The organism is Olleya sp. KKT75 (assembly GCF_055635485.1).
In genome coordinates, this window is record NZ_CM145759.1 from 1,726,762 (window position 1) to 1,751,193 (window position 24,432).

12 protein-coding genes are annotated in these 24,432 nt (G+C 32.3%); 7 read left to right on the top strand and 5 right to left on the bottom strand.

Annotated features, from left to right (window positions below; genetic code table 11):
* The first annotated feature begins 46 nt into the window (after nt 1–46).
* The 6 genes from ACZ2G2_RS07650 to ACZ2G2_RS07675 all read left to right on the top strand — a co-directional run bounded on the left by ACZ2G2_RS07650 (nt 47) and on the right by ACZ2G2_RS07675 (nt 10,526).
* On the top strand, nt 47–3,523 hold the full coding sequence (locus ACZ2G2_RS07650; RefSeq protein WP_470394863.1) for a TIM-barrel domain-containing protein: 3,477 nt from the start codon (nt 47–49) through the stop codon (nt 3,521–3,523).
* A 7-nt stretch (nt 3,524–3,530) separates the two neighbouring features.
* The gene (locus ACZ2G2_RS07655; protein WP_470394865.1) at nt 3,531–5,207 is read left to right on the top strand and encodes an alpha-amylase family glycosyl hydrolase; all 1,677 of its coding nucleotides are present in this window, start codon (nt 3,531–3,533) and stop codon (nt 5,205–5,207) included.
* A 187-nt stretch (nt 5,208–5,394) separates the two neighbouring features.
* Nucleotides 5,395–6,819 carry an alpha-amylase family glycosyl hydrolase gene (locus ACZ2G2_RS07660; protein ID WP_470394867.1) on the top strand — a complete coding sequence of 475 codons (1,425 nt, stop codon included), beginning with the start codon at nt 5,395–5,397 and terminating at the stop codon, nt 6,817–6,819.
* Nucleotides 6,820–7,034: 215 nt separating this feature from the next.
* Nucleotides 7,035–8,987 (top strand): YgiQ family radical SAM protein, encoded by a 1,953-nt coding sequence (locus ACZ2G2_RS07665; RefSeq protein WP_101015400.1) that lies wholly within the window; start codon nt 7,035–7,037, stop codon nt 8,985–8,987.
* Nucleotides 8,988–9,513: 526 nt separating this feature from the next.
* Nucleotides 9,514–9,879, top strand: a complete 366-nt coding sequence (locus ACZ2G2_RS07670) for an endonuclease domain-containing protein (RefSeq protein ID WP_101015399.1) — start codon at nt 9,514–9,516, stop codon at nt 9,877–9,879.
* Between the two features lie 281 nt (nt 9,880–10,160).
* On the top strand, nt 10,161–10,526 hold the full coding sequence (locus ACZ2G2_RS07675; protein ID WP_101015399.1) for an endonuclease domain-containing protein: 366 nt from the start codon (nt 10,161–10,163) through the stop codon (nt 10,524–10,526).
* A gap of 613 nt (nt 10,527–11,139) precedes the next feature.
* Here ACZ2G2_RS07675 and ACZ2G2_RS07680 read toward each other — a convergent pair.
* Nucleotides 11,140–12,636, bottom strand: a complete 1,497-nt coding sequence (locus tag ACZ2G2_RS07680) for a hypothetical protein (RefSeq protein ID WP_470394869.1) — start codon at nt 12,634–12,636, stop codon at nt 11,140–11,142.
* 294 nt (nt 12,637–12,930) lie between these two features.
* On the opposite strand from ACZ2G2_RS07680, the gene ACZ2G2_RS07685 reads away from it, so the two are divergent.
* Nucleotides 12,931–13,731 (top strand): tryptophan-rich sensory protein, encoded by an 801-nt coding sequence (locus ACZ2G2_RS07685; protein ID WP_470394871.1) that lies wholly within the window; start codon nt 12,931–12,933, stop codon nt 13,729–13,731.
* Between the two features lie 35 nt (nt 13,732–13,766).
* On the opposite strand, the gene drmB is transcribed toward ACZ2G2_RS07685, so the two are convergent.
* Genes drmB through ACZ2G2_RS07705 form a run of 4 tightly spaced genes read right to left on the bottom strand, consistent with a single transcriptional unit; the run spans nt 13,767 to nt 24,431 of the window.
* Nucleotides 13,767–15,971, bottom strand: a complete 2,205-nt coding sequence (gene drmB, locus ACZ2G2_RS07690) for a DrmB family protein (RefSeq protein ID WP_470394873.1) — start codon at nt 15,969–15,971, stop codon at nt 13,767–13,769.
* Complete coding sequence (locus tag ACZ2G2_RS07695) at nt 15,968–20,233, bottom strand: helicase-related protein (protein WP_470394875.1); 4,266 nt, start codon at nt 20,231–20,233, stop codon at nt 15,968–15,970. The genes drmB and ACZ2G2_RS07695 overlap by 4 nt, the downstream gene beginning before the upstream one ends.
* On the bottom strand, nt 20,230–22,698 hold the full coding sequence (locus ACZ2G2_RS07700; protein ID WP_470394877.1) for a hypothetical protein: 2,469 nt from the start codon (nt 22,696–22,698) through the stop codon (nt 20,230–20,232). The genes ACZ2G2_RS07695 and ACZ2G2_RS07700 overlap by 4 nt, the downstream gene beginning before the upstream one ends.
* Nucleotides 22,698–24,431 carry a nuclease-related domain-containing DEAD/DEAH box helicase gene (locus tag ACZ2G2_RS07705; protein ID WP_470394878.1) on the bottom strand — a complete coding sequence of 578 codons (1,734 nt, stop codon included), beginning with the start codon at nt 24,429–24,431 and terminating at the stop codon, nt 22,698–22,700. The genes ACZ2G2_RS07700 and ACZ2G2_RS07705 overlap by 1 nt, the downstream gene beginning before the upstream one ends.
* Nucleotide 24,432 lies beyond the last annotated feature (1 nt).

Consider the following 24,432-nt stretch of genomic DNA (forward strand, 5'->3'; position numbering starts at 1 on the left):
CCGTTGTCACACTGAGCGCAGTCGAAGTGTTTCATAAACTCAAATAATGAAAAATTTATTATACATATTATCTTTTTTGCTTTTTCAAATAGCATCAGCACAAGTCACAATAATTATTGAAGAACTTCCAAAAGATACACCAAAAGAAACAACAATTTTTATTTCAGGTGATTTTGAAGGCTGGTCTGGTGGACATAAAAACTACCAGTTAAAACAAGTAAATGGGCAGTATCAAATCACACTTCCTAAAACAGAACAACGTATTTTATATAAGTTTACCTTAGGGAGTTGGGATACTTCAGAGAGTAGCAATACAGGTGAGAAAATTGATAATCGTATCTATAAGTTTAATAAACCTAACGACACAATACACGTTAAAATATCAGGTTGGAGTCATTTGTTTGATACTAAGGAAGTCTCGACAGCTTCAAAAAATGTTTCCATTATTTCAGAAACTTTTAATATCCCACAACTTAATAGAAAACGTCGTGTTTGGATCTATTTACCTCCAGATTATAACACATCAAAACAAGATTACCCTGTAGTTTATATGCATGATGGTCAAAATATTTTTGACGCAACTACTTCTGGTTATGGTGAGTGGAATGTAGACGAAACTTTAGATAAATTATTTAAAGACAACTTAAAACTTATTGTGGTTGGTATAGATCACGGGGACTCAAAACGTCTTGACGAATATTCCCCGTGGGTAAACAGCACATATGGTGGAGGCGAAGGAGAAGCGTATGTAGATTTTATTGTAAACACGCTAAAACCTTACATAGATACTAATTATAACACTAAAAAAGACAGAAGCAATACAGCCATTTTTGGAAGCTCTATGGGCGGTTTAATTTCGCATTATGCTGCGCTAAAACACCCGACTGTTTTTGGTAAAGTTGGTGTGTATTCACCAGCATTTTGGTTTGCTCCAGAGGTAAAGCCTTTTACTGTGTCTCATGCTAATCTTCAAGATACTAAAATGTATTTTTTAGCAGGAGGAAAAGAAGGTGAAAAAGCAGGATATAATCAGATTAGCCAAACCGTTACAGACATGAATAGTGTTATTTCTATTTTAAAAAATAGCGGTTTTCCTGAAAAAAACATCCAATCTAAAGTAGTACCAGAAGGAAAACATAACGAAGCGCTTTGGAGTAATAATTTTGCTGAAGCCATTACTTGGTTGTTTGAAGACGCGATTGAAAAAAGAGCGTTTAAGTCTGTTAAATTTCAAAATAATCAATTAAATATTCAGGTTTCAGATGGAAGCTATTCCATCTATTTTTACAGTCCTGAAATTATCGAAACTACATTTTTACCAACAGGTGAAACATTTGATAAAAAATCACATGCTGTTGTTTTGGATAAAACGCTTTCTGATGTAAAATTTAATGAGACAACTTCAGAGATTAGTTTTCAATCTAAAAAAATAACAGTAAAAATCACCAAAGCACCTTTTCATATTTCCTATTGGAAAAACGGAAAAGAAATCACGTCGGTTAAAAATGGTTACCAAAAAACAGACCAATTTGAAACTATTAGTTTCAACTTAAAACCAGACGAAGTTTTATACGGAGGAGGCGCACGAGCGTTAGGCATGAATCGCAGAGGAAACCGTTTAGAGTTATACAACAAAGCAGATTATGGTTATGAAAACCGTAGTGAATTAATGAATTACACGATGCCAATTGTGGTGTCTTCAAACAAGTATTTAATTCATTTTGATAATGCGCCCATTGGCTTTTTAGATTTAGATTCTAAAAAAGATAATACACTGACTTACGAAACCATTTCAGGTAGAAAAACCTATCAAATTGTGGTTGGCGATTCTTGGTTAGATCTAACAAAAAACTACACGCAATTAACAGGAAGACAACCGATGCCACCACGATGGGCATTAGGTAACTTTTCTAGTCGCTTTGGCTATCATTCGCAACAAGAAGTTGAAGCAACGGTTCAAAAGTTTAGAGAGGAGAAGATTCCGTTAGATGCCATAATTATTGACATTTTTTGGTTTGGAAAAACCGTCCAAGGAACAATGGGAAATTTAGCATTTGATCGCGATTCGTTTCCTAATCCAAAACAGATGATAAAAGGACTGAAAGACAATAACGTAAAAACGGTATTGGTAACAGAACCGTTTGTGTTAACTACATCTAAACGTTGGGACGAAGCGGTTAAAGAAGATGTTTTAGCAAAAGATACGCTTGGAAACCCATTTACATTCGATTTTTATTTTGGTAATACAGGACTGATAGATATTTATAATCCAAAGGGTAAACAATGGTTTCAAAACATCTATAAAGACTTATCGGATTTAGGTGTTTCTGGTGTTTGGGGCGATTTAGGAGAGCCAGAAGTGCATCCTAAAGGATTACAACACGCCACAGGAACAGCAGACGAAGTTCATAATATTTATGGTCATAATTGGGCAGAATTAGTGCAAGAAATGTATAGTAAGAATGCGCCAAATACAAGGCCATTTATTTTGATGCGTGCAGGGAGTTCGGGTTCGCAACGTTTTGGAATGATTCCTTGGTCGGGAGATGTTAATCGTACATGGGGCGGATTACAATCGCAACCAGAAATAGCGTTACAAATGGGGCTGCAAGGGTTGGCGTATATGCATAGTGATTTAGGAGGTTTTGCAGGTGCTAATTTGGATGACGAGTTGTACGCACGTTGGTTACAGTATGGTGTTTTTCAACCTATTTACAGACCGCATGCACAAGAAGATGTGCCAGCAGAACCTGTGTTTAGAAGTGATAAAGCCAAAGCCTTAGCAAAACAGGCTATCGAGCTACGTTATAAATTATTACCATATAATTACAACTTAGTGTTTGAAAACAACCAAACCGGAGCACCTTTAATGCGTTCCTTATTTTTTGAAGAGGAAGACAATAAAGAACTGCAAACTATGGCATCCACTTACCTTTGGGGGAATGACTTTTTAGTGACACCAATTGTAAATCCTAATCAAACAGAAGCAGAGGTTTACTTTCCTGAAAACAGTCATTGGTTTGATTTTTACACGGACAAAAAAGTAAACGGAGGGCAATCACTTTCCGTGAAAACGGAAGAAAATAACATTCCGACATACGTTCGTGGTGGTGCTTTTATTCCGACCGCAAAACCAATGCAAAGTACAGCGGAGTATGACGGAAACACATTGGACTTACATTACTATTTTGATGCATCGGTTTCAGAAAGTAAGCGTACACTTTATAATGATGACGGAGCTACTAAAAATGCTTTTGAAAAAGGGAAATATGAGATTTTAGAGTTTGATTCTAAAACCACTAAAAAAGCGCTAGAGCTTCAGTTTGACGCTGAGGTTGGTTCTGATTACGTAACAACAAGCAAAAAAATAACGGTGGTGATTCATAATTTTCCATCGGACCCGAAGCGTATAAAAATAGATAGCAAAAAATTAGATTTCAATTATAACCAAATTAGTAAGATTTTAAGTTTTGATGTGCAATGGAATCCTTCATCAGCCATCAAAACACAAATAAAATATTAAGTATAATATGAGAAAAGGGATACTTTTATTAGCAATTACAATGCTTATTTTTAGTTGTAAAACTGAAAAGAAAGAAGCACAAGACTTAGCCGAAAATCAAAAACCAAAGACTATGGAAACACCTTTTGTTTGGGAAGCAGCAAACTTATATTTTCTGTTAACGGATCGTTTTAATAATGGCGATAAAACCAACGATATTAGCTACGGTCGTACAAAAGAAACAGGCGTTTTACGTGGTTTTGAAGGTGGCGATTTAAAAGGGATTACGCAAAAGATTGAAGCGGGTTATTTTACCGATTTAGGGGTTAATGCGATTTGGATGTCTCCAATTGTGGAGCAAATTCACGGAGCAACCAATGAAGGAACAGGAAACACTTATGGATATCATGGCTATTGGACTAAAGATTGGACTAATATTGATGCCAATCTAGGAAACAAAGCAGACCTTAAAAATTTAGTAGATGCGGCGCATAAAAAAGGCATTCGTATTTTGCTTGATGCGGTAATTAATCACACAGGTCCAGTTACAAAACAAGATCCTGTTTGGCCAAGTGATTGGGTAAGAACGGGGCCACAATGTGACTATAAAAATTACGATAATACAGTAACATGTACGTTAGTTGAGAATCTTCCAGATATAAAAACAGAAAGCAATGAGGCTGTCGCTTTACCACCTGAATTAGTCAAAAAGTGGAAAGCAGAAGGGCGTTATGAGCAAGAGGTTGCAGAGTTAGATGCGTTTTTTAAGGCAACGGGTTATCCTCGCGCACCTCGTTTTTATATCATGAAATGGTTAAGCGATTATATCACTGATTTTGGAATTGATGGTTACAGGGTAGATACCGTAAAACATACCGAAGCTTATGTTTGGCAAGAGTTTAAGTCGGTTTGTGATAACGCTTTCGCGGAATTTAAGCAGAACAACCCAGATAAGGTATTAGATGATACTGACTTTTATATGGTCGGAGAAGTTTATAATTACGGAATTTCGGCAGGAACTGCTTTTGATTTTGGAGATAAAAAAATCAACTATTTCGACAAAGCATTTAATAGTTTAATCAATTTTGAATTTAAATGGAATGCGGCGCAACAAACGTATGAAGAGCAGTTTAAGACTTACGATAGTATTTTAAATAATGACTTAAAAAACTATGGCATTTTAAATTATTTAACCTCTCATGACGATGGGCAACCTTTTGATGCTAACAGAGAAAAGACATTCGAAACTGCTACCCGTTTATTATTGTCTCCAGGAACTGCTCAAGTCTATTATGGTGATGAGTCTGCAAGAGATTTAACTGTGGAAGGTACTGTGGGAGATGCGACCTTAAGAAGTAACATGAATTGGGAAGAATTATCTCAAAAACAGGACTTATTAATCCATTGGCAAAAACTTGGACAATTTAGACGTAATCATCCAGCAGTAGGAGCAGGACAACATAAGATGATAAGCGAGACGCCTTATATTTTTAGTAGAAGTTATAGTAAAGGAGAGTATAAAGATGACGTTATTATTGGTTTAGACTTACCTAAAGGAAAACAAACTATTACGGTGTCTTCTGTGTTTGAAAACGGAGCAACAGTTAAAGATTTTTATTCGGGACAAACTTTAGAAGTTAAAAACGGAACGGTTACAATAGCAACAGATTCAACCATTATTTTAATAGAAAAATCAAACAACTAATCTCACAAACAACCAATGTCACACTTAGCTAATGTCACACTGAGCGCAGTCGAAGTGCCTATAAGATATAAGTAAGATTTAAAGTAAGAAATATATCATTCAAAAGAGGTAAATAAAACATTATCTCTATTAAAAACAACCAATGTCACACTGAGCGCAGTCGAAGTGCTCACAAAAATAATACACAATGAAAAAAATAATATTATCCCTAGTAATTCTAACCGTTTTTGCTTGTAAAGAAGAACAAAAACAAGTCGAGACTAAAGTAGTTTCAGAAGAAAAAATAGCACTAAAACCTATAACAGATTCAGATTTAGAAACAGCTGTTATTTACGAAGCTAATATTAGACAATATTCCCCAGAAGGGACTTTTGAACAATTCACAAAGGACATTCCGCAGTTAAAACAAATAGGAGTAAAAGTGATTTGGTTAATGCCTATTTTTCCTATTTCGGAAACAAAACGTAAAGCAACAGGAGGAGCAGATAGTAAATTTGCATCTGAGTTTCCGGAAGCAGAACAAGATAAATATTTAGGAAGTTATTATGCAGTATCTGATTTTACTAAAATCAATCCGGAATTTGGAACGATTGAAGATTTTAGAACATTATTAACGACTGCTCATGATAACGGGATTTATGTAATTTTGGATTGGGTGCCTAATCATACAGGTTGGGATCATACCTGGTTAAAGACTAATCCAGAATTTTACACACAAAATGATAAAGGAGAAGTAGTACATCCTTTGGATACGGATTGGACGGATGTTGCAGATTTAAATTACGACAATCAAGAGATGCGTAAGGCAATGATTAAGGATATGAGCTATTGGTTGGCAGAAGAAGGTGTTGATGGTTTTAGATGTGATGTGGCAGGTTCTGTGCCAACCAATTTTTGGCAACAAGCTATTCCTGAATTGCGCGCTAAAAAAGACATTTTTATGCTAGCTGAAGCTTGGGAGCCAGAATTGTTAGAAGACGGTTTATTTGATATGGGATATGGATGGGATAGACATCATGCCATGAACCATATTGCAAAAGGAGACAGTGATGTGTCAGAATGGTATACTGCGATGAAAACAGATGCTGAGCGTTATGCAACCAATGATATTTTAATGAATTTTGTAACCAATCATGATGAAAACTCATGGAATGGCACTATAAAAGAACGTATGGGAGAGGCTTCAGAAATGATGACAACCTTAAGCTTTTTAACGCCAGGAATGCCATTAATTTATTCGGGACAAGAGTTTGATTTAGATCACAGGTTGTTATTTTTTGAAAAAGATAGTTTCCCACATACCAAAGGAAACACATGGGCCTTATTAGAAAAATTAGCAACGCTAAAACAAAGTAATAAAGCATTGTACGGAGGAAAAGCATCAGCAAAATATACACCGATTGATAACGGAACAACTATCTTGTCTTTTTCAAGAACAAATGGAGGTGATGAGGTTGTTTTTATTGCAAATGTGTCTAAAGCAAGTGTAAACGCAAATCTGCCACAAAAAGGGGAATATCTTGATTTTATGACCAATCAAATGGTCGTGTTAAAAGGAGATGCTATTCCATTGGCTGCTAATGAATACAAAGTCTTTGTAAAGCAGAATTAACAGAATTAGTAGTGTGTTAGAAAAGTTGGACGTCGTGCCAACTTTTCTGTTTTATAGACCTGAATTAATGGATTAAATAAAGGGTGTTTGTTTAAACTAGTTGAGGGTCAGTAGTATTACCTGTTAAATTAGAATGGCATTATTTATATTAAAAAATATGCTAAACCCTTTTACAATAGTGTTTAAGAGTCTTTTTTTGACTATTTTTGCAGACTATGCAAGAATTAAAACTTTCAGATTGGTTACCTACCACAAACAAAGAGGTGAAAATACGCGGATGGGAAGCACTAGATGTTATCCTTTTTAGTGGGGATGCTTACGTCGATCATCCAACGTTTGGTCCAGCGGTAATTGGGCGTATGTTAGAAAGTTTTGGCTTACGTGTAGCCATTGTTCCGCAACCAAATGTTAATGATAATCTTCAGGATTTTGTTAAAATGGGGAAGCCTAAATTGTTTTTTGGAGTTACAGGTGGTTGTATGGATCCAATGATTAGTAATTATAATGCTAATAAAAAGAAACGTGATAAAGATGCGTATACTCCAAATGGAGATATTGGGTTTAGACCTGATTACGCAACATCAGTATATTCTAAAATTTTAAAAGATAAGTGGCCAGATACACCTGTTTTAATAGGTGGTATTGAAGCGTCTTTGCGTCGTGTAACACATTACGATTATTGGAGTGATCAATTAATGCCTTCTATTTTAGAAACTTCAAAAGCAGACATGTTGGTTTACGGAATGGGAGAACAACCCTTACGTGAAGTGGTGCGTTTACTTGAAAAAGGGGTGCCTTTTAATAGTATTAATACAGTATTACAAACTGCAGTTCTTTTAGATAAAGGAGACAGTATTCCTAAAAATGCAAATTGGGAAGATATCGAGATCTCATCACACGAAGTATGTTTAAGTGATAAAAAACAGTATGCTTCTAACTTTAAAGTTATAGAGCAAGAGTCCAATAAATTGGCTGCTAGACGAATTTTTCAGAAAGTAGGAGAGAAGACCTTAATGATTAATCCACCTTATCCAACCATGACGGAAAAGGAGATTGATGCGTCTTTTGATTTACCATACACAAGATTACCACATCCAAAATATAATAAGCGTGGACCAATTCCTGCGTTTGAAATGATTAAGTTTTCTATCAACATTCACAGAGGGTGTTTTGGTGGTTGTAGCTTTTGTACCATATCAGCACACCAAGGAAAATTTATTGCATCGCGTAGTCAAGAGTCTATTTTAAAAGAAGTAGATACCGTTGCTAATATGCCTGATTTTAAAGGGTATTTAAGTGATATTGGAGGGCCAAGTGCTAATATGTATCAAATGAAGGGTAAAGTACAGTCTATTTGCGACAAGTGTGTTGCGCCTAGTTGTATTTCGCCAGTAATATGTAGTAATTTAGATACGTCACATAAACCGTTAACGGATTTGTATCAAGCGGTAGACAAGCATCCAAAAGTAAAAAAATCATTTATAGGTTCTGGAATACGACATGATATGTTAGTGCCAGAATTTAATAAAAATGCCGATCCTAAAGAGCTTGATGCTTATACGGAAGAGGTGATGACTAAGCACGTTTCTGGTCGACTTAAAGTAGCACCAGAGCATACTAGTGATCCTGTATTAAAACTGATGCGTAAACCATCGTTTAAATACTTTCATAAGTTTAAAGAGCGTTTTGATAAGATTAATATCGCTAAAGGTTTAAAACTACAGTTGATTCCGTATTTTATATCTAATCACCCTGCGTGTGAGGTGGAAGATATGGCAAACTTAGCTGCCGAAACTAAGGATTTAGGATTTCAGTTAGAACAAGTGCAAGGGTTTACACCGACGCCTATGACTGTTGCTACCGTAATTTATTACAGTGGATACCATCCATACACACTTAAAAAAGTAAATACACCAATTACACGTAAAGAGAAAGACGAGCAACATCGTTTTTTCTTCTGGTATAAAGATGAAAATAAAGCGTGGATCAAAAAGACCCTAAACAAATTAGGGCGTCAAGATTTACTAAAAGTGTTACTACCAGAGAAAGCAGAAAAATGGCGTAAAAACGCACCTAAAGGTGATGCTAAAAACACGTTTAATGATGCGGTTCCTTTTAATCAACGAAAAGATAAGGCTCAATTTAAGTCTAAAAAGAAACGTCGTTAAAAACAGACTAATTATAAATAAAAAAACCACTAATATTAGTGGTTTTTTTTTGTTGAATATCTTAGTGTTTCTTGTGAGTGGGTCTGATATAGCTGAGCGTGAACACCCCTGCGGTCCCCTCAAGGGGACAATATTGCGGAGTGTTGCGTATTAAGCTTCTTCATAAACTTTATACTTAATAAACAAACTAGCGCCATAACTATTGATGTGATGGTTGTCCCCTCGAGGGGACTTTAGGGGTGTCCGTAAAGAGGGGCCTGAGATAGTTGAGTGTGAACACCCCTGCGGTCCCCTCAAGGGGACATTCTGCCGGAGGGTTGCGTGCTAAACTTCGTTATACATTTTATGTCTCCCAATTATATTAGCACCAAAACTATTGAGGTAATGGTTGTCCCCTAGAGGGGGCTTTAGGGGTGTCCTTGAAACACATCTCCAAATAATGTTATATATTTAACTCGTTAGTTCATAGTTGAATAAGCTTCAAAAGTATGTCCGGAGTTCATAATTACTTTAAGTATTCTACACAATGAGAAATAAGATTATCCCATATCGTTCAGACTTAAAATTGTTTGCAAGACAATTACGAAAAAATAGCACATTAACCGAAGTCTTACTTTGGCAAAATATAAAACAACGCGCTTATGGTGTTCAGTTTCATAGACAGGTGCCTATGTTAAATTATATAACAGATTTTTATTGTCACGAAATTGGTTTAGTTATCGAGATCGATGGCTCTAGTCATGATCATAAAGTATTATATGATGCTAAAAGACAAGGCGAATTAGAAGCGTATGGTGTTACTTTTTTAAGGTTTACTAATGAAGAAGTAAAGAAAAACATGTTTAGTGTGTTGTTGGTTATTGAAGAAAAAGTCAGGGAGTTGAGTGCGTGACTGAAAATCAAGCCTGACTAAAGCTGGGTGAACACCCCTGCGGTCCCCTCTAGGGGACATTGTTGCGGAGTGTTGCGTGCTAAACTTCGTTATACATTTTATGTCCACCAATTAAACTAGCGTCAAAACTATTGAGGTAATGGTTGCCCCCTAGAGTGGCCTTTAGGGGTGTCCTTAAAACACATCTCCAAATAATGTTATATATTTAACTCGTTAGTTCATAGTTGAATAAGCTTCAGAAGTGTGTCCGGAGCTCATAATTACTTTAAGTATTCTACATAATGAGAAATAAGATCATCCCATACCGTTCAGACTTAAAATTGTTTGCAAGACAATTACGAAAAAATAGCACATTAACCGAAGTCTTACTTTGGCAAAATATAAAACAGCGCGCTTATGGTGTTCAGTTTCATAGACAGGTACCGATGTTGAATTATATAACAGATTTTTATTGTCACGAAATTGGTTTAGTTATCGAGATCGATGGCTCTAGTCATGATCATAAAGTATTATATGATGCTAAAAGACAAGGCGAATTAGAAGCCTATGGTGTTACTTTTTTAAGGTTTACTAATGAAGAAGTAAAGAAAAACATGTTTAGTGTGTTGTTGGTTATTGAAGAAAAAGTTAGGGAGTTGAGTGCGTGACTGAAAATCAGCCCTGACTAAAGCTGGGTGAACACCCCTGCGATCCCCTCTAGGGGACATTCTGCCGGAGTGATGCGTGCTAAACTTCGTTATACATTTTATGTCCACCAATTAAATTAGCGTAAAAAACGGTTGAGATAATGGTTGTCCCCTAGAGGGGACTTTAGGGGTGTCCTTAAATAGCGTTCCTGACATAGTTGAGTGTGAACACCCCTGCGGTCCCCTCAAGGGGACATTCTGCCGGAGTGATGCGTGTTAAACTTCGTTATACATTTTATGTCTACCGATTAAATTAGCGCTATAACTGTTGATGTGATGGTTGTCCCCTAGAGGGGACTTTAGGGGTGTCCGTAAAGAGGGGGTCTGAGATAGCAGAGTGTGAACACCCCTGCGGTCCCCTCAAGGGGACATTCTGCCGGAGGGATGCGTGCTAAACTTCGTTATACATTTTATGTCTACCAATTAAATTAGCGTAAAAAACTGTTGATGTGATGGTTGTCCCTTAGAGGTGGCTTTAGGGGTGTCCGCAAAACCCACCTGTCATTAAAACTTGTTAAAAAAAAGACTACCAATTTGGTAGCCTTTTTTAGCAGGTTATTTTAGATCATAGATTTTACTCTAAAATCATAAACGTTTTTTTCTTTCGACCATCACTCATCATAATAAATTTATCTGTTTCAAACGTTCCGAAATAAGGTAAGTAATACTCATTACCTCTATTGTCTTGTATTTTGTTGTAAGATACATCACCATTTATAGCATATTCAAAATCGTATAATGCTGACGATTCAAACCAACCTTTAGAGACTTTAGTTCTACCATCATTTTTCTCTGTAAGGTTTTTACCAGAATTTAGTATCACATGCAATTGGTCGTTCTTTAAAAAGGCGTTGTAAGATGGCGTAGTAGCTCTTTTAAAGATGCTTCTTCCCCAATCAAGGTTACCAGAGGTATTAAATTTTAAAATCAAAATGTCATCGTAATGGAAAACGGTTTGCCAATATCCACCAGCAGTTCCCGTTTGTACATAAGTTTGTGTAACATAAAATTCTTCTGCAATTAAATAGGTGTTACCTTGACTATCGTTTAAGATGTAGTCAATTTCAAAATTGCTTAACTCTTTTTGCTTTTTCTTTTTTCTATTCGCTTTTCTGTAACTATATAAATCGTCAAATACTTGCTTTGGTAGCAGGTTCTTTTTTTGATTTGCAATAGTTAGATTATTGGTGTCAATAATAAAATCGCAACCCCCTTTTACACGATTTACATTTTTTTCAGAATAAAAACCTAATAGATGTAATTTGTTTTCTATTACAGAGATGCTTAAAGATTGGATATGATCGTCTTCTAAGCTGATTTTTATATCAGACACAGCAGACGGTGTTATTTTATTTAAAATAAATTGGTAATTAGCATCACCATTAAGCTTCTTTTGTCTTTTTCCATTGGTGAATAATTTACCTAAAGAAAATACAGTTTTATCATTTTCTATAAATAAATCGTTGTGTGTAAACGTGTTTGTTTCATCTTCTTGGTAAGACTTTTTAAATTCTAGTTTTAGCGTTTCTGCATCGTAAACATGTATTGTATACGCATTTCTGTTTTTCTTGATATTGTCTGTTGCAATAGCAAAATAATTACCATCTGGCGATATCGCAAAACTAGTATTGTGACGTCTGCTAGATCCAAAAAGACTTTGTTTTTTCTCTACCGTTGTTTCAAAGACAGTTACTTTTTTGTAGCTTTTGGTTTTTAAATCTAGAATATGACAATATAAAATACGATCGTTTTTATTGGGCGCATAAACGGTAAAAAGCTTTAGTTGGTTATTAAAATATAAGTCACCAACATAAGTTTCTTTTTTGCTTACTTCTACATTTTTATTAAACACTTTTTCTTGATTGGTATCAAAAACATCAAAAAGCAAGGTTTTTTTACTGTTTCTAGCAATAACTGTTTCTCCTGTATTAGACGTGTATATGGCTAAAATATCATTAGATTTAACTTTGTCTTTATATTCGGCACTCTCACTTACTTTAAGGTTGGTAGTAGATTGAGCAATAATCAGGTTAGAAAATAGTATTAGGGCAATTAATAACAGTTTTTTCATAGCGAATTTTAAATTGGTTTGTTTTTTAATGAAATAAAAATTATAAAAATTTGAAGTTTTAAAAGTATTGCTTTTAGGCATTAAAAAGTAGAAATAGGTATGCTATTTACATATTAGTTATGATGTACTTTTATTTAAAGAGTGCTAATAAAAATAATAGCCCTATTTTATATGCGCATATGGCGTTTTAAAATATCAATAAGTAAAATTAGGAGGTTGTATGTATCTTTACGATACATTTATTTATCAGGAAAAAGAGAGTTCTAAGTTAAAAGCTATTTAAAATAATATACCATGAAAAAACGACTACAAATAATTAACGGAGTTGCATTTGTTTGTGTAATTGTAATGAACTATTTATCTAACACAGGTTTATTAAATAACACAACCATTGGCGAAATCTCTAAAGACTATAACACATTATTTACGCCCGCAGGTTATGCGTTTTCAATTTGGGGATTAATCTATCTGTTTTTAACTGGGTTTATAGTCTATCAAGGACGTAGTTTGTTTGTAAAGGTTAGAGACGATGCTTTTATTTTAACAACAGGGTGGTGGTTTTTAGTGTCCTGTATTGCTAATTGTGCTTGGATTGTCACTTGGATTTACGGTTACACCTTACTATCCTCAATATTTATCTTTATTATACTACTCTCGTTATTACAAATAGTGCTTAAAAATAAAATGGAACTATTTGATGCTCCAATTTCTGTAATTGTGTTTTTATGGTGGCCTTTTGTAATTTATAGTGGTTGGATTACTGTAGCTAGTATTGCTAACGTCTCTGCTGTTTTAGTAAAATATAATTGGGAGGGTTTTGGATTGTCTCCAACATTTTGGACCGTTTTATTAATAGTAATAGCTACTGTAATAAATATAGCAGTGACCTGGAAACGAAACATGCGCGAGTTTGCACTTGTTGGTGCGTGGGCTTTAATTGCTATTTATGTTGCCAATAACGATGCTAATAGTACTGTTGCTTATACAGCGCTAGTTGCGGCTATTATTTTAATAGTAAGCAGTTTTGCGCATAGTTTTAAAAACCGAAAAACAAATCCTGCAATTAAGTGTATGGAGTATTTTAGGGGAGAGTAATAAGTGAAAATCAATTTTTTTAATTTTATTAGCTTTTAATTTTTAAAATACCCAAATTCTTCATCTATCAAAACTCGTCTATCTAATCCTAAATTCATTTCTTCACAAGCTGTTTCGGCAACAAGAGAACAAGAAAAGCAAGAAGCTAAATTTAAATCAAAAATACCTTGGCCTTCGGACTCCCAACATAAAGGGTCAGAAGAACAGTTTTCCATTCTTTCTAAGCCTTTTTTTATGATTATAGATATCCTTTCAGGTTCCCCTTGTGAAACTAAACCTCCCATGCTTCCTTCAGAACCTTCTGCTGTATATATTAATACACCTGACATTTGTTTTTCTGTGTTATTAGAGATGTATAAGCGTTCTTTTAAACTTGCAGTTGGATATCCACAAGAGAATTCAAGCTCACGCATAATCATATGAGAAAAACTATGAATTAAAAAATGTTTAATACCATTATTATATATTTTCCGCATTGTTGCAGCTCCCTGAATATCAATATTTGGTTCTTGCATAAAGCGTTTAAATCTTTCAGATAATATCTTCTCATTTGAATTAATCCAATCATCCAATTTTTTTTGATTGAATTGAAAAAATAAGCCTTCACCTAAAGATTCATTAGCTGGTAATATAAAAAGTTTATTTGCTTCTTCGGAAAAAATATTTTTAGCCTCTTTAGAATACTCAACTGTACCATTTTTAACAATTCTATCTCTCGGTTCTACCCTGGTAAAATCTAGTTGTACTTGTGTGACCTTTAATTCTTCAATTTGTTGCACTTTAGAAAAGTAAGAACTTAACTCAGTTGACAATACAATGTCGGTAAACTTTAGTCCATTATCCTTATTTGAAGGGTTTTGTGTAAAACAATGATATTCTTGCCATCTGTAGTTTTCGAAATTATCTATATTATCATCTGTACAATCATTATTAAACTCAGTGCCCAATTTTGAAATAAGTTCATCAATTGAAAATGATAAATCTGAGATATTTATGCCACAATCTATTTCTAAAAACTCTTCATCAACATTTTTATTAAACCAATGTTCTTTCGATTTTTCAAACTTAGTTCCCAACGTTCGATTAAATTTATCATTACATACAATTAAAGCATCAATCATTTCTTTTGATTTATTTTCCGCTAGATGCAATGGAATATATAAACTTGAAAAACCACTGGCATAATAAACATTATTTGCAGTTACTAGAGCGATCCGCATTCCTTCTTCAGGCTTGAGATTACAGGTTTCATTTGGAATTGAAAAGCTATCTAATTCTTGTTCCCAAGGCTTTTCACCTTTACATTTTGGTTTAATACTATTTATACCTTCTAAATTAACTTTAAAAGATTGGTCCTTACCAGAACCACAATTGTTGCAATGAATATAAATACTCCCATACCCTTCAGATTTATTCTTACTTTCAGTCCAAATTAATTCTGGTTTTGTACAACAACCATCATAATTTAATAAATGATTAGCTTCGGGGTCATCATTTCTGTGATTAAGTTTCCAATTTAAATACTTAGACCAAGGTATATCGGATAAATGGCCATTCGGACAAATTAATAGTATGTTTGTTTGATTTAAAGTTTGATATACTTTGTTTTTAACAAGGGTTCCTTCAATATTTTTCGCATAAAATTCACTTCTAAAATCATTTCCATCTCTTGGAGGAGCAAAATGATTGAGTTTTAAAACACCATTTTGTTTATTGCATTCCTTTACCCAGATGTCTTTCCAATCGTTTATCTTTTTAAGATGGCCTTTCCTATTTGTAAACCATTTTGGAAAATGTGTTGCGTTTATCATATAATCAGAAGATTTACCTTCTTCTTGATTTATATCTAAAGCAGTTTTTATCGGGTGATTTTTCCAATTAGGAGTATTAAAACTTTCATTTAATGACATATGTGGAATATCTATCAGACAAACTAAAGATTCTAGCTCTTTTTCTATTTTCAAGAATTCTACAAATCTTTTATCATCTACTATCAATAGTCCTCTATTGTTTAATTCACTCTCTGCTCGATCATATATTTTTTGATTATCAGACTCATTCTCTCTAATTAATGAAATCTTTCTATTAGCCCATTCTATAAACTTCCACTTATTAATGTCTAATATTAAAGCATAAGAACCTAATTTAGTAGTAATAATAGAGCCTACACCTGCATTTGATGATAGAAGTTTGAACTTGCCAATTCCTTGATTATATTGTGATTGATTTAGTATTTTCATTTTGAATTGATTTTTATTGCTGCTTCAGATTCTATTACTCTTAATGACATAGGTATTTGCCATTTTTTACTATGAATATCGGCTTCATAGGCATCTAAATCAACATATAATTGTTCTTGGTTAGCATTTGTTCTTTTTGATTTGTTACTAAAAACAAATGTTTTGTTATCTGCAAGAGCTTTAGATGCTTCTATTCTCCATTCTTTGAAAGCTTCCTCTATCCAGGACTTTATAAAATCAATATTTTGTGGTTTTAGAAGATTTTGAATTTCCTTATCATAAATTTTGTTTTTAATAATACGACTATCAAAATTAGCTGTTAATTGACTTATTATATCTGACACATCTGAATCTGAAATGTCACAAATATTAGATGCAGATACTCTTTCTACAAAATCAGTTGTGTGTCGCAACATTGTAGCTAAGTATAGTCCTAAATATCTGCTAACAGACTTAGATGTAAATGGAGTTATCGATATTGGTTCGACATAACTATACATTTTTTCGTGAAACTCAATAAACTTCTCATAATGCGAAATATCTCTTGCTCTAAAAGGATGATGCACTGTAAGGACTAAGCCATAAGAATCTCTTGCTACACGACTACTAGCCTGTATGTATTCGGCTGTATTTCTAGGCATAGAGTTCATAATAATTAAATTAAAGCGAGAAACATCTATTCCAACAGAAATCATATTTGTAGCGACCAAAAACTCAGGAGAAATATTCCCTCTTTTTATTTCAGCATTTTTTATGTGAGCAAACCTTAATGAAGCGTCCCATTTTTCTTCTACTTTTTTAAGCTCATTTTTCACCTCCTCACCAGAGAGTCTTCCTGTCAACTCTGACTCTTCTATTGGCCCATAAGTATATAAAGAATGAAGTAGTTTTTGTGGTCTAATCACTCTATTGAAAACCCTACGAACTTCTTTTAAAATGTAGGACTGCACTTGTGACTGAGTTTTTCCAACTTCTTTTAGACTATTAAAATAAGAAATAATAGTATGAAAATAATCCATAGCCTCTTCAAACGAGTTGTATTTTTCAAAATCTATAGTTTCACTATTCCCCAATTGTTGCAATTCAAACAAAGCTCTATGAGTCATTGTTATGGCAGCTAACCTCATTTGCATCCAAATTTGAGTTCTTCCTGTTGGTAATATGCCTATATACCTTCTCTTAGATTCGTAAATAAAATCTTCTTTATCATTACTAGAGAACGATCTTTTGTAAAATGAAAAGAAAGAATCATCACATTCTACGCCTTGTTTTGGGAACAGATTCACTTTTCTATCAAATAAAGCTGCAATTTGAAGGCCTGTATTTCTAGTTGTTGCGGTAGATGATATTACTTTAGGCCTTGTGCCATCTATTCTTGTGCATAATTGGTCAACTGCCGATTCAAATAGTGCTACTGATGAACCTAAAGGGCCATTTAATAAATGTAATTCATCTTGGATAATAATATCTGGGGGGAAATATCCATCTGTAGGTTTTCCATTTTCCCAATTTCCTCTTCCAAACAATCTTCTAGAATCTCTATTTCTTGCTGTATCTAAATTCGAAACCTTATGAGCTAATTGAGCAAATTTATCGACCGTTCCAAAAAGCAAACTAGGAGGGTGTTGATATATTGTTTCGTCACAAAGATTAACGGGAATAGGTCCTTGGTCTTGTCGTCTTCTACTTAATAATCTTCCAAATGAAAAAGAACATTTTTTATTTGAACATTTTAGATGTAATCTGTTTTTATTATAAATATCATCAGTTTTATCTGGAATTGTGTCCCCAATTATTTTTGAATTACACCAAGGACATTCATTAAAAGGAACCTTATTCTCTTTTCCTTTAATATCATTTAGTTTTTCAAATTCATATTGTAAAGAGTCTTTGTTTTTATCATTAACTCTGTATGTCAGTTTATTTGGAATTGAATTGTTTCCTACCCATAGCCCAATATTGATTGGTTCTTTACCTAAAACAGATACATCCCACCTCCTAATTAGTTCTAATGCCATTATCATTAAAGTAGCTCTTTGGAACTGTTGTAAAGTTAACAGTCTTAAGGTGTACCTCATTATTGCAGCAGTTCCACCTCCTCTTTCTTTGTGTAGTTTTCTACGGTTTATTATCGTTAAAGCTATTAACCCAAGATATGCCTCAGTTTTACCACCACCAGTTGGAAACCAAACTAAGTCAACATAATCATTTCTTTTTTCCCAATTAAGATCATCTTCATTTTTAAAAATACCATCTAAATTCAATAAAATAAAGGCTAATTGAAAGGCTCTCCAAGAAGTTGATTCTGTTTCTGAAAATAATTTGTCACTGGCATTTTTATAAAAATCGGTATTGAAGTTTGAAAAATCAACATCTTCCATTAATGGAAGTACTTTATTTTTTTTAGTATTTACAGAATGCCATATTTGCATAAACATAGCAGAATTCATTAACCTAAAAGATTCTATATTTATTTCATTTGAAAGAAGAGTATTAATATTTTCTTTCATTCTCTGATAATCAAGTGAACATTTTTTAAGTTCTTGATTTGCTATGTTTTTTTCTTGGTCGTTTACTTGTTTTCTCTTGTCTTTTATCCAATTTCCATAGGCGTCAACAAAAGCATTTAATCCACTAATGACCTCTTCATTTTTTGCGTCAGAAAAAGTTGAGAGCCATTTAAATTGTTGTGCCTTCGAATTTTCTAAAAATAAAGGGTTCTTATAATTTCCCTTTTTGTCTTTAACTAAAGCTTTTGATTTGTTTCTAGGAGTAGGATCAACATCTGGAGTGTCACAAATTGGAATATATTCCGATTCAATGGTGTTGAGATTTTTATCCCACTTTACCGAACAACCATGACCTATACCAAAATCTTCAAATTGTCGATAAATATAATCAGTTGTTTCATCTTCTGAATACTCCGTTTTAGAAGTATCTAAACTTAATTCATTATAGGGAATAAGATGTTTATTAGTAATTGATAGTTTAACACCAAAAAAACATTTTTCATTTACTTTTTCATTAAAAGTGGAATAATATCTAGAGCTATCTTTTTCTTGTGTAAATGGTGTACTTGTATTAATTAACTGAACTTTTACAAAAATCTTATTAGAGTTTTTAGAGTTTCTTGTATCCCTACTAAGTTGGAGGTTGATAGATAATGAGGCTTTGTCGTATTCCTTGTTTATTTCATTCTGATAAACATCTGATAAGCCATTACTAATAATATTCCCATCTATATCAGAAACTGTAAAATTCTCATTTAAATCTTTATATAGAAAGGATATTTTATTTCTGTCTTTTGGAAAAGAAATCATATTTAAGGATATTCTTCTCTCGATTAATTCTGACTGCCATAATCCAAAATCACCACCATTTACATTTAATAAATTTTCAAAATGACTTATGATGTTCTCTCCTTCTTCTATTTTCTGAGAAATATCATAATAAGATTTTCTTTGTTTTTGATCTGTAATTTTATATTTCAAATCATTATAAATTGTTGATTTGAGATTACTTAAATAACTTCTTTTTTGAGTAATATTTTTTGAGATGAAATACTGTTTATTAAGTGAAAATATTTCTTCTGCAACTTCTTTTTGAATGGTGCGTAGACTAGTTTTTAGTTGAGAAATATCTTCAGAACTAAGATACTTCATAAATAAAAATAAATTTCCATTTACTTCTTTTAAATGAAAGTTTTTTAATTGATGTTTTTCAATGAATTGATTAATTATTTCGAAAGGTAATTCACAATTTACTCCATATCTATTATTAAAAACATTATCTTTTTTTCTTTTTAACTTACTATAATATCTTGCATTTAGTTTGATTTCTAAATTTTCGTTTTCCAAAAAGCTATTATCTAGACAGCAAGTAATTCCCATAGTTTTAGGAAACATTTGATCTAGTGCTATCGTATCTGTTTCTTCTATATTTTCGGTACTTGTGTTTTGAGTACTTGATTCTTCTGATTCATTTTCTTCATCTTCATTAACTTCGTTATTATCAAGAGTAATTCCTTCATTACAGGTTTTGCTATTATCTTGTGGAAATAATATACCTGTACTATATACTGCAGCAGGAACAATGTCTATTATTTCACTCGTATAATCAATAGGTTTTAGTTTGTCTATTTTTGTTTTTTGAAAATCTTCATTTTCAACATCAATAAACCTAAAACCATTTATTCCAGGACCTAAAGTTTGCTCTTTTATAAATCGTTCAAGTGATTCTCTCTTTTCGTTAATTATACTCATAAATTGATGCTTTCAATTGAATCCACTTTTTGCAAGCTTATTTCAGGGTTAATTAATTCTACTAAAGCCACCAAATTTTCAAGCAAATGATTTTCATCAATACCCAACTCTTCTAAAGAATGGTTTTTTTGGTAATACTCTTTTTTGGTAATTAGTATTTCCCTTGTCTTTGAAATATTATCAAAACAACCATCATCAAATAAATCTTTAAATAAAAGATTCATTTTTCTTGTGTTATTTCTGGTAGTTTGCTTTGTTTTATTTTTAATTCGACTTATCAGAATAATATAAGTTTTAGGAAGATTTAGGTAATTACAAATTGATAAAAATACTTTTTTTACTATAGGTGCTAAAGATTTACTTTCAGGGTTTATCCAATGATTTTCAAAATGTTGAAAGGAAACCATCTTAAGGTTCTGTTGGCCTAATAATTCTTGAATTTCAGTATACAAAGACTCTTTCCCTTTGTTTTCTGATTTACGTTTTAATAGAACTTTCCATAGACGACCAGCATCTTCTCCGTCTGCAATTTTGAATTTTTTACGAATAACATCTAATTCTTCTTCTTGTTTATTTATATCTGCTAGTTTATCATATATGGGAAGCACATTTGTTATATCATCTAAGCTCTGTATTTCAGTTGGGTTTAGAGCCAATAAGTCTATTGCTCTTGCAACTTTATTTATATCATTAGATTTATAAATAAATAAATCTGAGGTGTGATAATTATGAGGTCTATTTGCGGATGAAAGCTTAATTCTTATCACCTCTTTATTACCATTATTAACATATGAACTTTCTACATCCCAGGAAGTTTTTTCTTTTACTGTTGGTCTTAGGTTATTTACTTTGTTTTTAACCATATTCCAATCGAAATAGTCTGACCTTACTTTATGATTAAGTAGTTTGTAATAATCATTGTTGTTATTGAAATTTGCCCATTGAAATTTGTTTTTAAACAATAGATTGAGAAAAATTCCTTTAGAATTTATAGTAGGTATTTCAATAATATTTGGGTAAAAATAATAAGGGTAATGTCCAGGATCTAAGTAATTTAGAATTAATAAGTTTTCAGAGGTCATTGAGTTTAATTCTTCCCAATTGATTAATTTGTTAGAATGTGAAAGTCCTAGTTCTTTCTGCAATTCTTTTTTTAATATATTATTTTCTAAGAATTCATTTGAAATAACTATAGTAGTGTTTTCGTGAATAAGTTTTTTAATTTCATCTTTCCAAGATGAGTTAATAATGTAATCTAATGTATTAGATAGGTTTTCTTTTAATTCATTTTTGAGTTCATCAGGAAATTCCTGTTGTGTAGTTTCTGAAATAAGAGTTGTACCTTCGTTACCACCAAAGATACTTTCTAGTACAATCTCTTTTATCCCTTCATTAATAACTAACGAATATATATTTCTCATTTTTATTGAGATTAATTCGTATAAGTTTTCGTGTATTTGTGTTTCTAATAGAAAGCTATCCCAAAAGGTATTACTTTCAATACCGTAAAAATTTGTGTTTAGTTGATTTTGATTATCTATTTTTATTAACTTATTGACTTCTCCATTTGTGATAACGTAGGGTTTTAATAACTCATTTTTTTCTGTATTAAATTTAAAGTCAACTTGATTTAATTTATTTTTTAAGTTATTTATATTTACTTTTTTTTTGCCAAAAGTTATAATTAGTAATTTTTTGAATGTTGTTCCATCCCCATTCCACTCAAGAAGTTCTTTTAGATTGAAGTTGATGAAATTTGACTTGCTTTCACTATCAAAAAGGATAATGTTTTCTAAGTTATCTACTAATTGCTCGTTTTGGTCTATTTGGTTTAATATTTGATCTAATGTTTTTTCTTTATTAATGGCAACATAAGACTTCTTTTGACTAACATCTTCAATTTGGATTACATATTGTTTTGATTTAAATTTATCAATACATTCATTGGAATACCTAGTTAAGGTGTTAACTAGTGTGTTTACTTGTAGTTTATTAGAATTAAGAATTTTGTTATTAAAATCTAACTCAGCTCTCTTTTCATCCTTTTTATTTTTCCAATTTTTGTAAATTCGATTTCCTCCATTTTTTCCACTTGCGTTGGCTGGTATTTGATTGTTTTTTATTTCTCTTTTTATACGTGAAATATTACCCTGAATTAACTCATTTGTTAATTCAGATTTATCATTTTCTAAAGAATATAAAAAGTGTCTTAATACTAGAAATTCTAGAATTATTGTTCTATCGTTAAAATCAAAATCTTTTTCAATATGAAGATGTAAGTAGTTTATTTTTGAGTTATTAGAAGTAGCAATAATGTTCAGTATTCTATCAACATAAATTAATAGTTTTTTTAATCTTTCTTTTTCGCTATTAACTATTTCAGAAAAGATTTCCTCGAACCCATCAGTTGGGTTTTCTATAAATTGAGCTATATGTTTATTTATATGTTGATTAATTACTTCCATCAATAAATTATATTTATTTCAACATTATTTATTGCTCTAGTTACTCCAATAAAGAGTTCGTATTTATTATAGTCCGAAGGTTCTGTTACAACTAAGAATACATTTTTACTCTCAAGTCCTTTATACTTTAAAATAGATGTATATCTTAATTTATTTGCTGTATCGGTAATGTTTTTTTCGCTTAACTCTTCAATATCTTTAATAGCTAATTCGTAATGCATATCTGGATCACCTAGATATTCTCCTTTTAATAGTTTAGATTCTATAAGTATTATACAGTCTACTCCTTTAAGTGATGAATTTTCCTGTCTAATTGAATTTAAAACATTGTTAACTAGGTGTTTCTTTACTTTAGAGAGGGAAGAGTGCTTTTTAATTGTAATATTGTTATATGTTTCATTAAATTTTTTGCTCAAAATTTCTGTCGGATTTTCTAAAATGACTGAGGATAATAATCGTATATCCGGGTTTTGAGCACTTCGCTTTATTTCATTTAACTTAAAATGAGTGAAATATTCTGTTAAAAGATCAGCAAGTTCACCTACTGATCTTCCGCCCAATGAATAGCTTTGATCAATATCATATAATACCAATGAATTACCATTTGTTAATCCATTTTCATTATAACCACATAATTTATTTATAAATAAGTCCAATCCTCTATCAAAAATATCTTGTCCTTCATCAATAACAATAAAGTCATAACTTTCTACTTTCTCTAGGTTTGTCAGAGTGTCTTTTAATAACAAATAGAACTCTTCTTCTGTAAGTAAAGTAATTTCGGTATAGGTCTTTAGGGGATTATGTTTTTGAATGAACCTAAAGAAAGTAGTTACTTCTATGTTTTTTGTGTTATCTCGTATTTTTAATTTGTTTTTGGTGTAATGCATTAACAAATTATTCCAGCAGATATAAATTCCTTTTTTTCCGATTTGTTTATCTATAAATGCTTTAGCAATAGTAGTTTTTCCGCTTCCTGGCGGGCCTTCAATCATAATTCTTGGGTTTTTGTTCAACCCTTCTAGAATTTCAATATTCTGTATTCCAAGCCACTTTAATGTGTCAATTGAATCATATTCATTTTTATCATTTACTATCGGACTCAGAATATTTTTTATTGCATTAATTTCTTGGTACGATATGTTTTCGTATGAGCGAAAGTGATTTTTATGTCTTTTTTTAGTGTGAGCGAAAGTGTGTTTAATGAACTTTTCTATCGAATTATTATATTCCTTTGCGGTAAACTCAGTCCATAATAAGTTGGTGTCAACAAGTTTAGATTTGAACTCATAATTAACGTGAGGTAAAGCAACAGCATCACAAAAAAAACAATTTTTAAAATTATTTAATAAGTTGTCCTTTAGTGTAAATTTATAACCTTCGACTTGTTTAAAAGGGTTCTGCTTCATTTTTTGCTGAAACATTTTACCATAAAAAAAGTCATTATCTTTAGTTGATATGGGCCCGCCTTTTACTTCAAGAACCAATAACCCTTCTTTACATAAAATCAGAAAATCAATTTGAGCACTTGTTTTTTTGTAATAATTAGAACTATCTGAATGTGTTGGTAATTTTAAATCATGCCATACATACCAATCATCCTCACTATTACTTAAATCGGAGTGTAATTTTTTATAAACATTAATTTCTCCTTGTAAAGGAGACCCATCTTCTTTGGTTATAATTTTATCTAATGCAGAAATCGGATTGTATGGTAGGAAGGTTACAGGCATT

Coding starts and splice junctions, on each gene's coding strand:
- drmB (WP_470394873.1), bottom strand. CDS start 15,971: ATGAAAATACTAAATCAATCACAATATAATCAAGGAATTGGCAAGTTC.
- ACZ2G2_RS07685 (WP_470394871.1), top strand. CDS start 12,931: ATGAAAAAACGACTACAAATAATTAACGGAGTTGCATTTGTTTGTGTA.
- ACZ2G2_RS07665 (WP_101015400.1), top strand. CDS start 7,035: ATGCAAGAATTAAAACTTTCAGATTGGTTACCTACCACAAACAAAGAG.
- ACZ2G2_RS07655 (WP_470394865.1), top strand. CDS start 3,531: ATGAGAAAAGGGATACTTTTATTAGCAATTACAATGCTTATTTTTAGT.
- ACZ2G2_RS07705 (WP_470394878.1), bottom strand. CDS start 24,431: ATGCCTGTAACCTTCCTACCATACAATCCGATTTCTGCATTAGATAAA.
- ACZ2G2_RS07670 (WP_101015399.1), top strand. CDS start 9,514: ATGAGAAATAAGATTATCCCATATCGTTCAGACTTAAAATTGTTTGCA.
- ACZ2G2_RS07675 (WP_101015399.1), top strand. CDS start 10,161: ATGAGAAATAAGATCATCCCATACCGTTCAGACTTAAAATTGTTTGCA.
- ACZ2G2_RS07700 (WP_470394877.1), bottom strand. CDS start 22,698: ATGGAAGTAATTAATCAACATATAAATAAACATATAGCTCAATTTATA.
- ACZ2G2_RS07650 (WP_470394863.1), top strand. CDS start 47: ATGAAAAATTTATTATACATATTATCTTTTTTGCTTTTTCAAATAGCA.
- ACZ2G2_RS07695 (WP_470394875.1), bottom strand. CDS start 20,233: ATGAGTATAATTAACGAAAAGAGAGAATCACTTGAACGATTTATAAAA.
- ACZ2G2_RS07680 (WP_470394869.1), bottom strand. CDS start 12,636: ATGAAAAAACTGTTATTAATTGCCCTAATACTATTTTCTAACCTGATT.
- ACZ2G2_RS07660 (WP_470394867.1), top strand. CDS start 5,395: ATGAAAAAAATAATATTATCCCTAGTAATTCTAACCGTTTTTGCTTGT.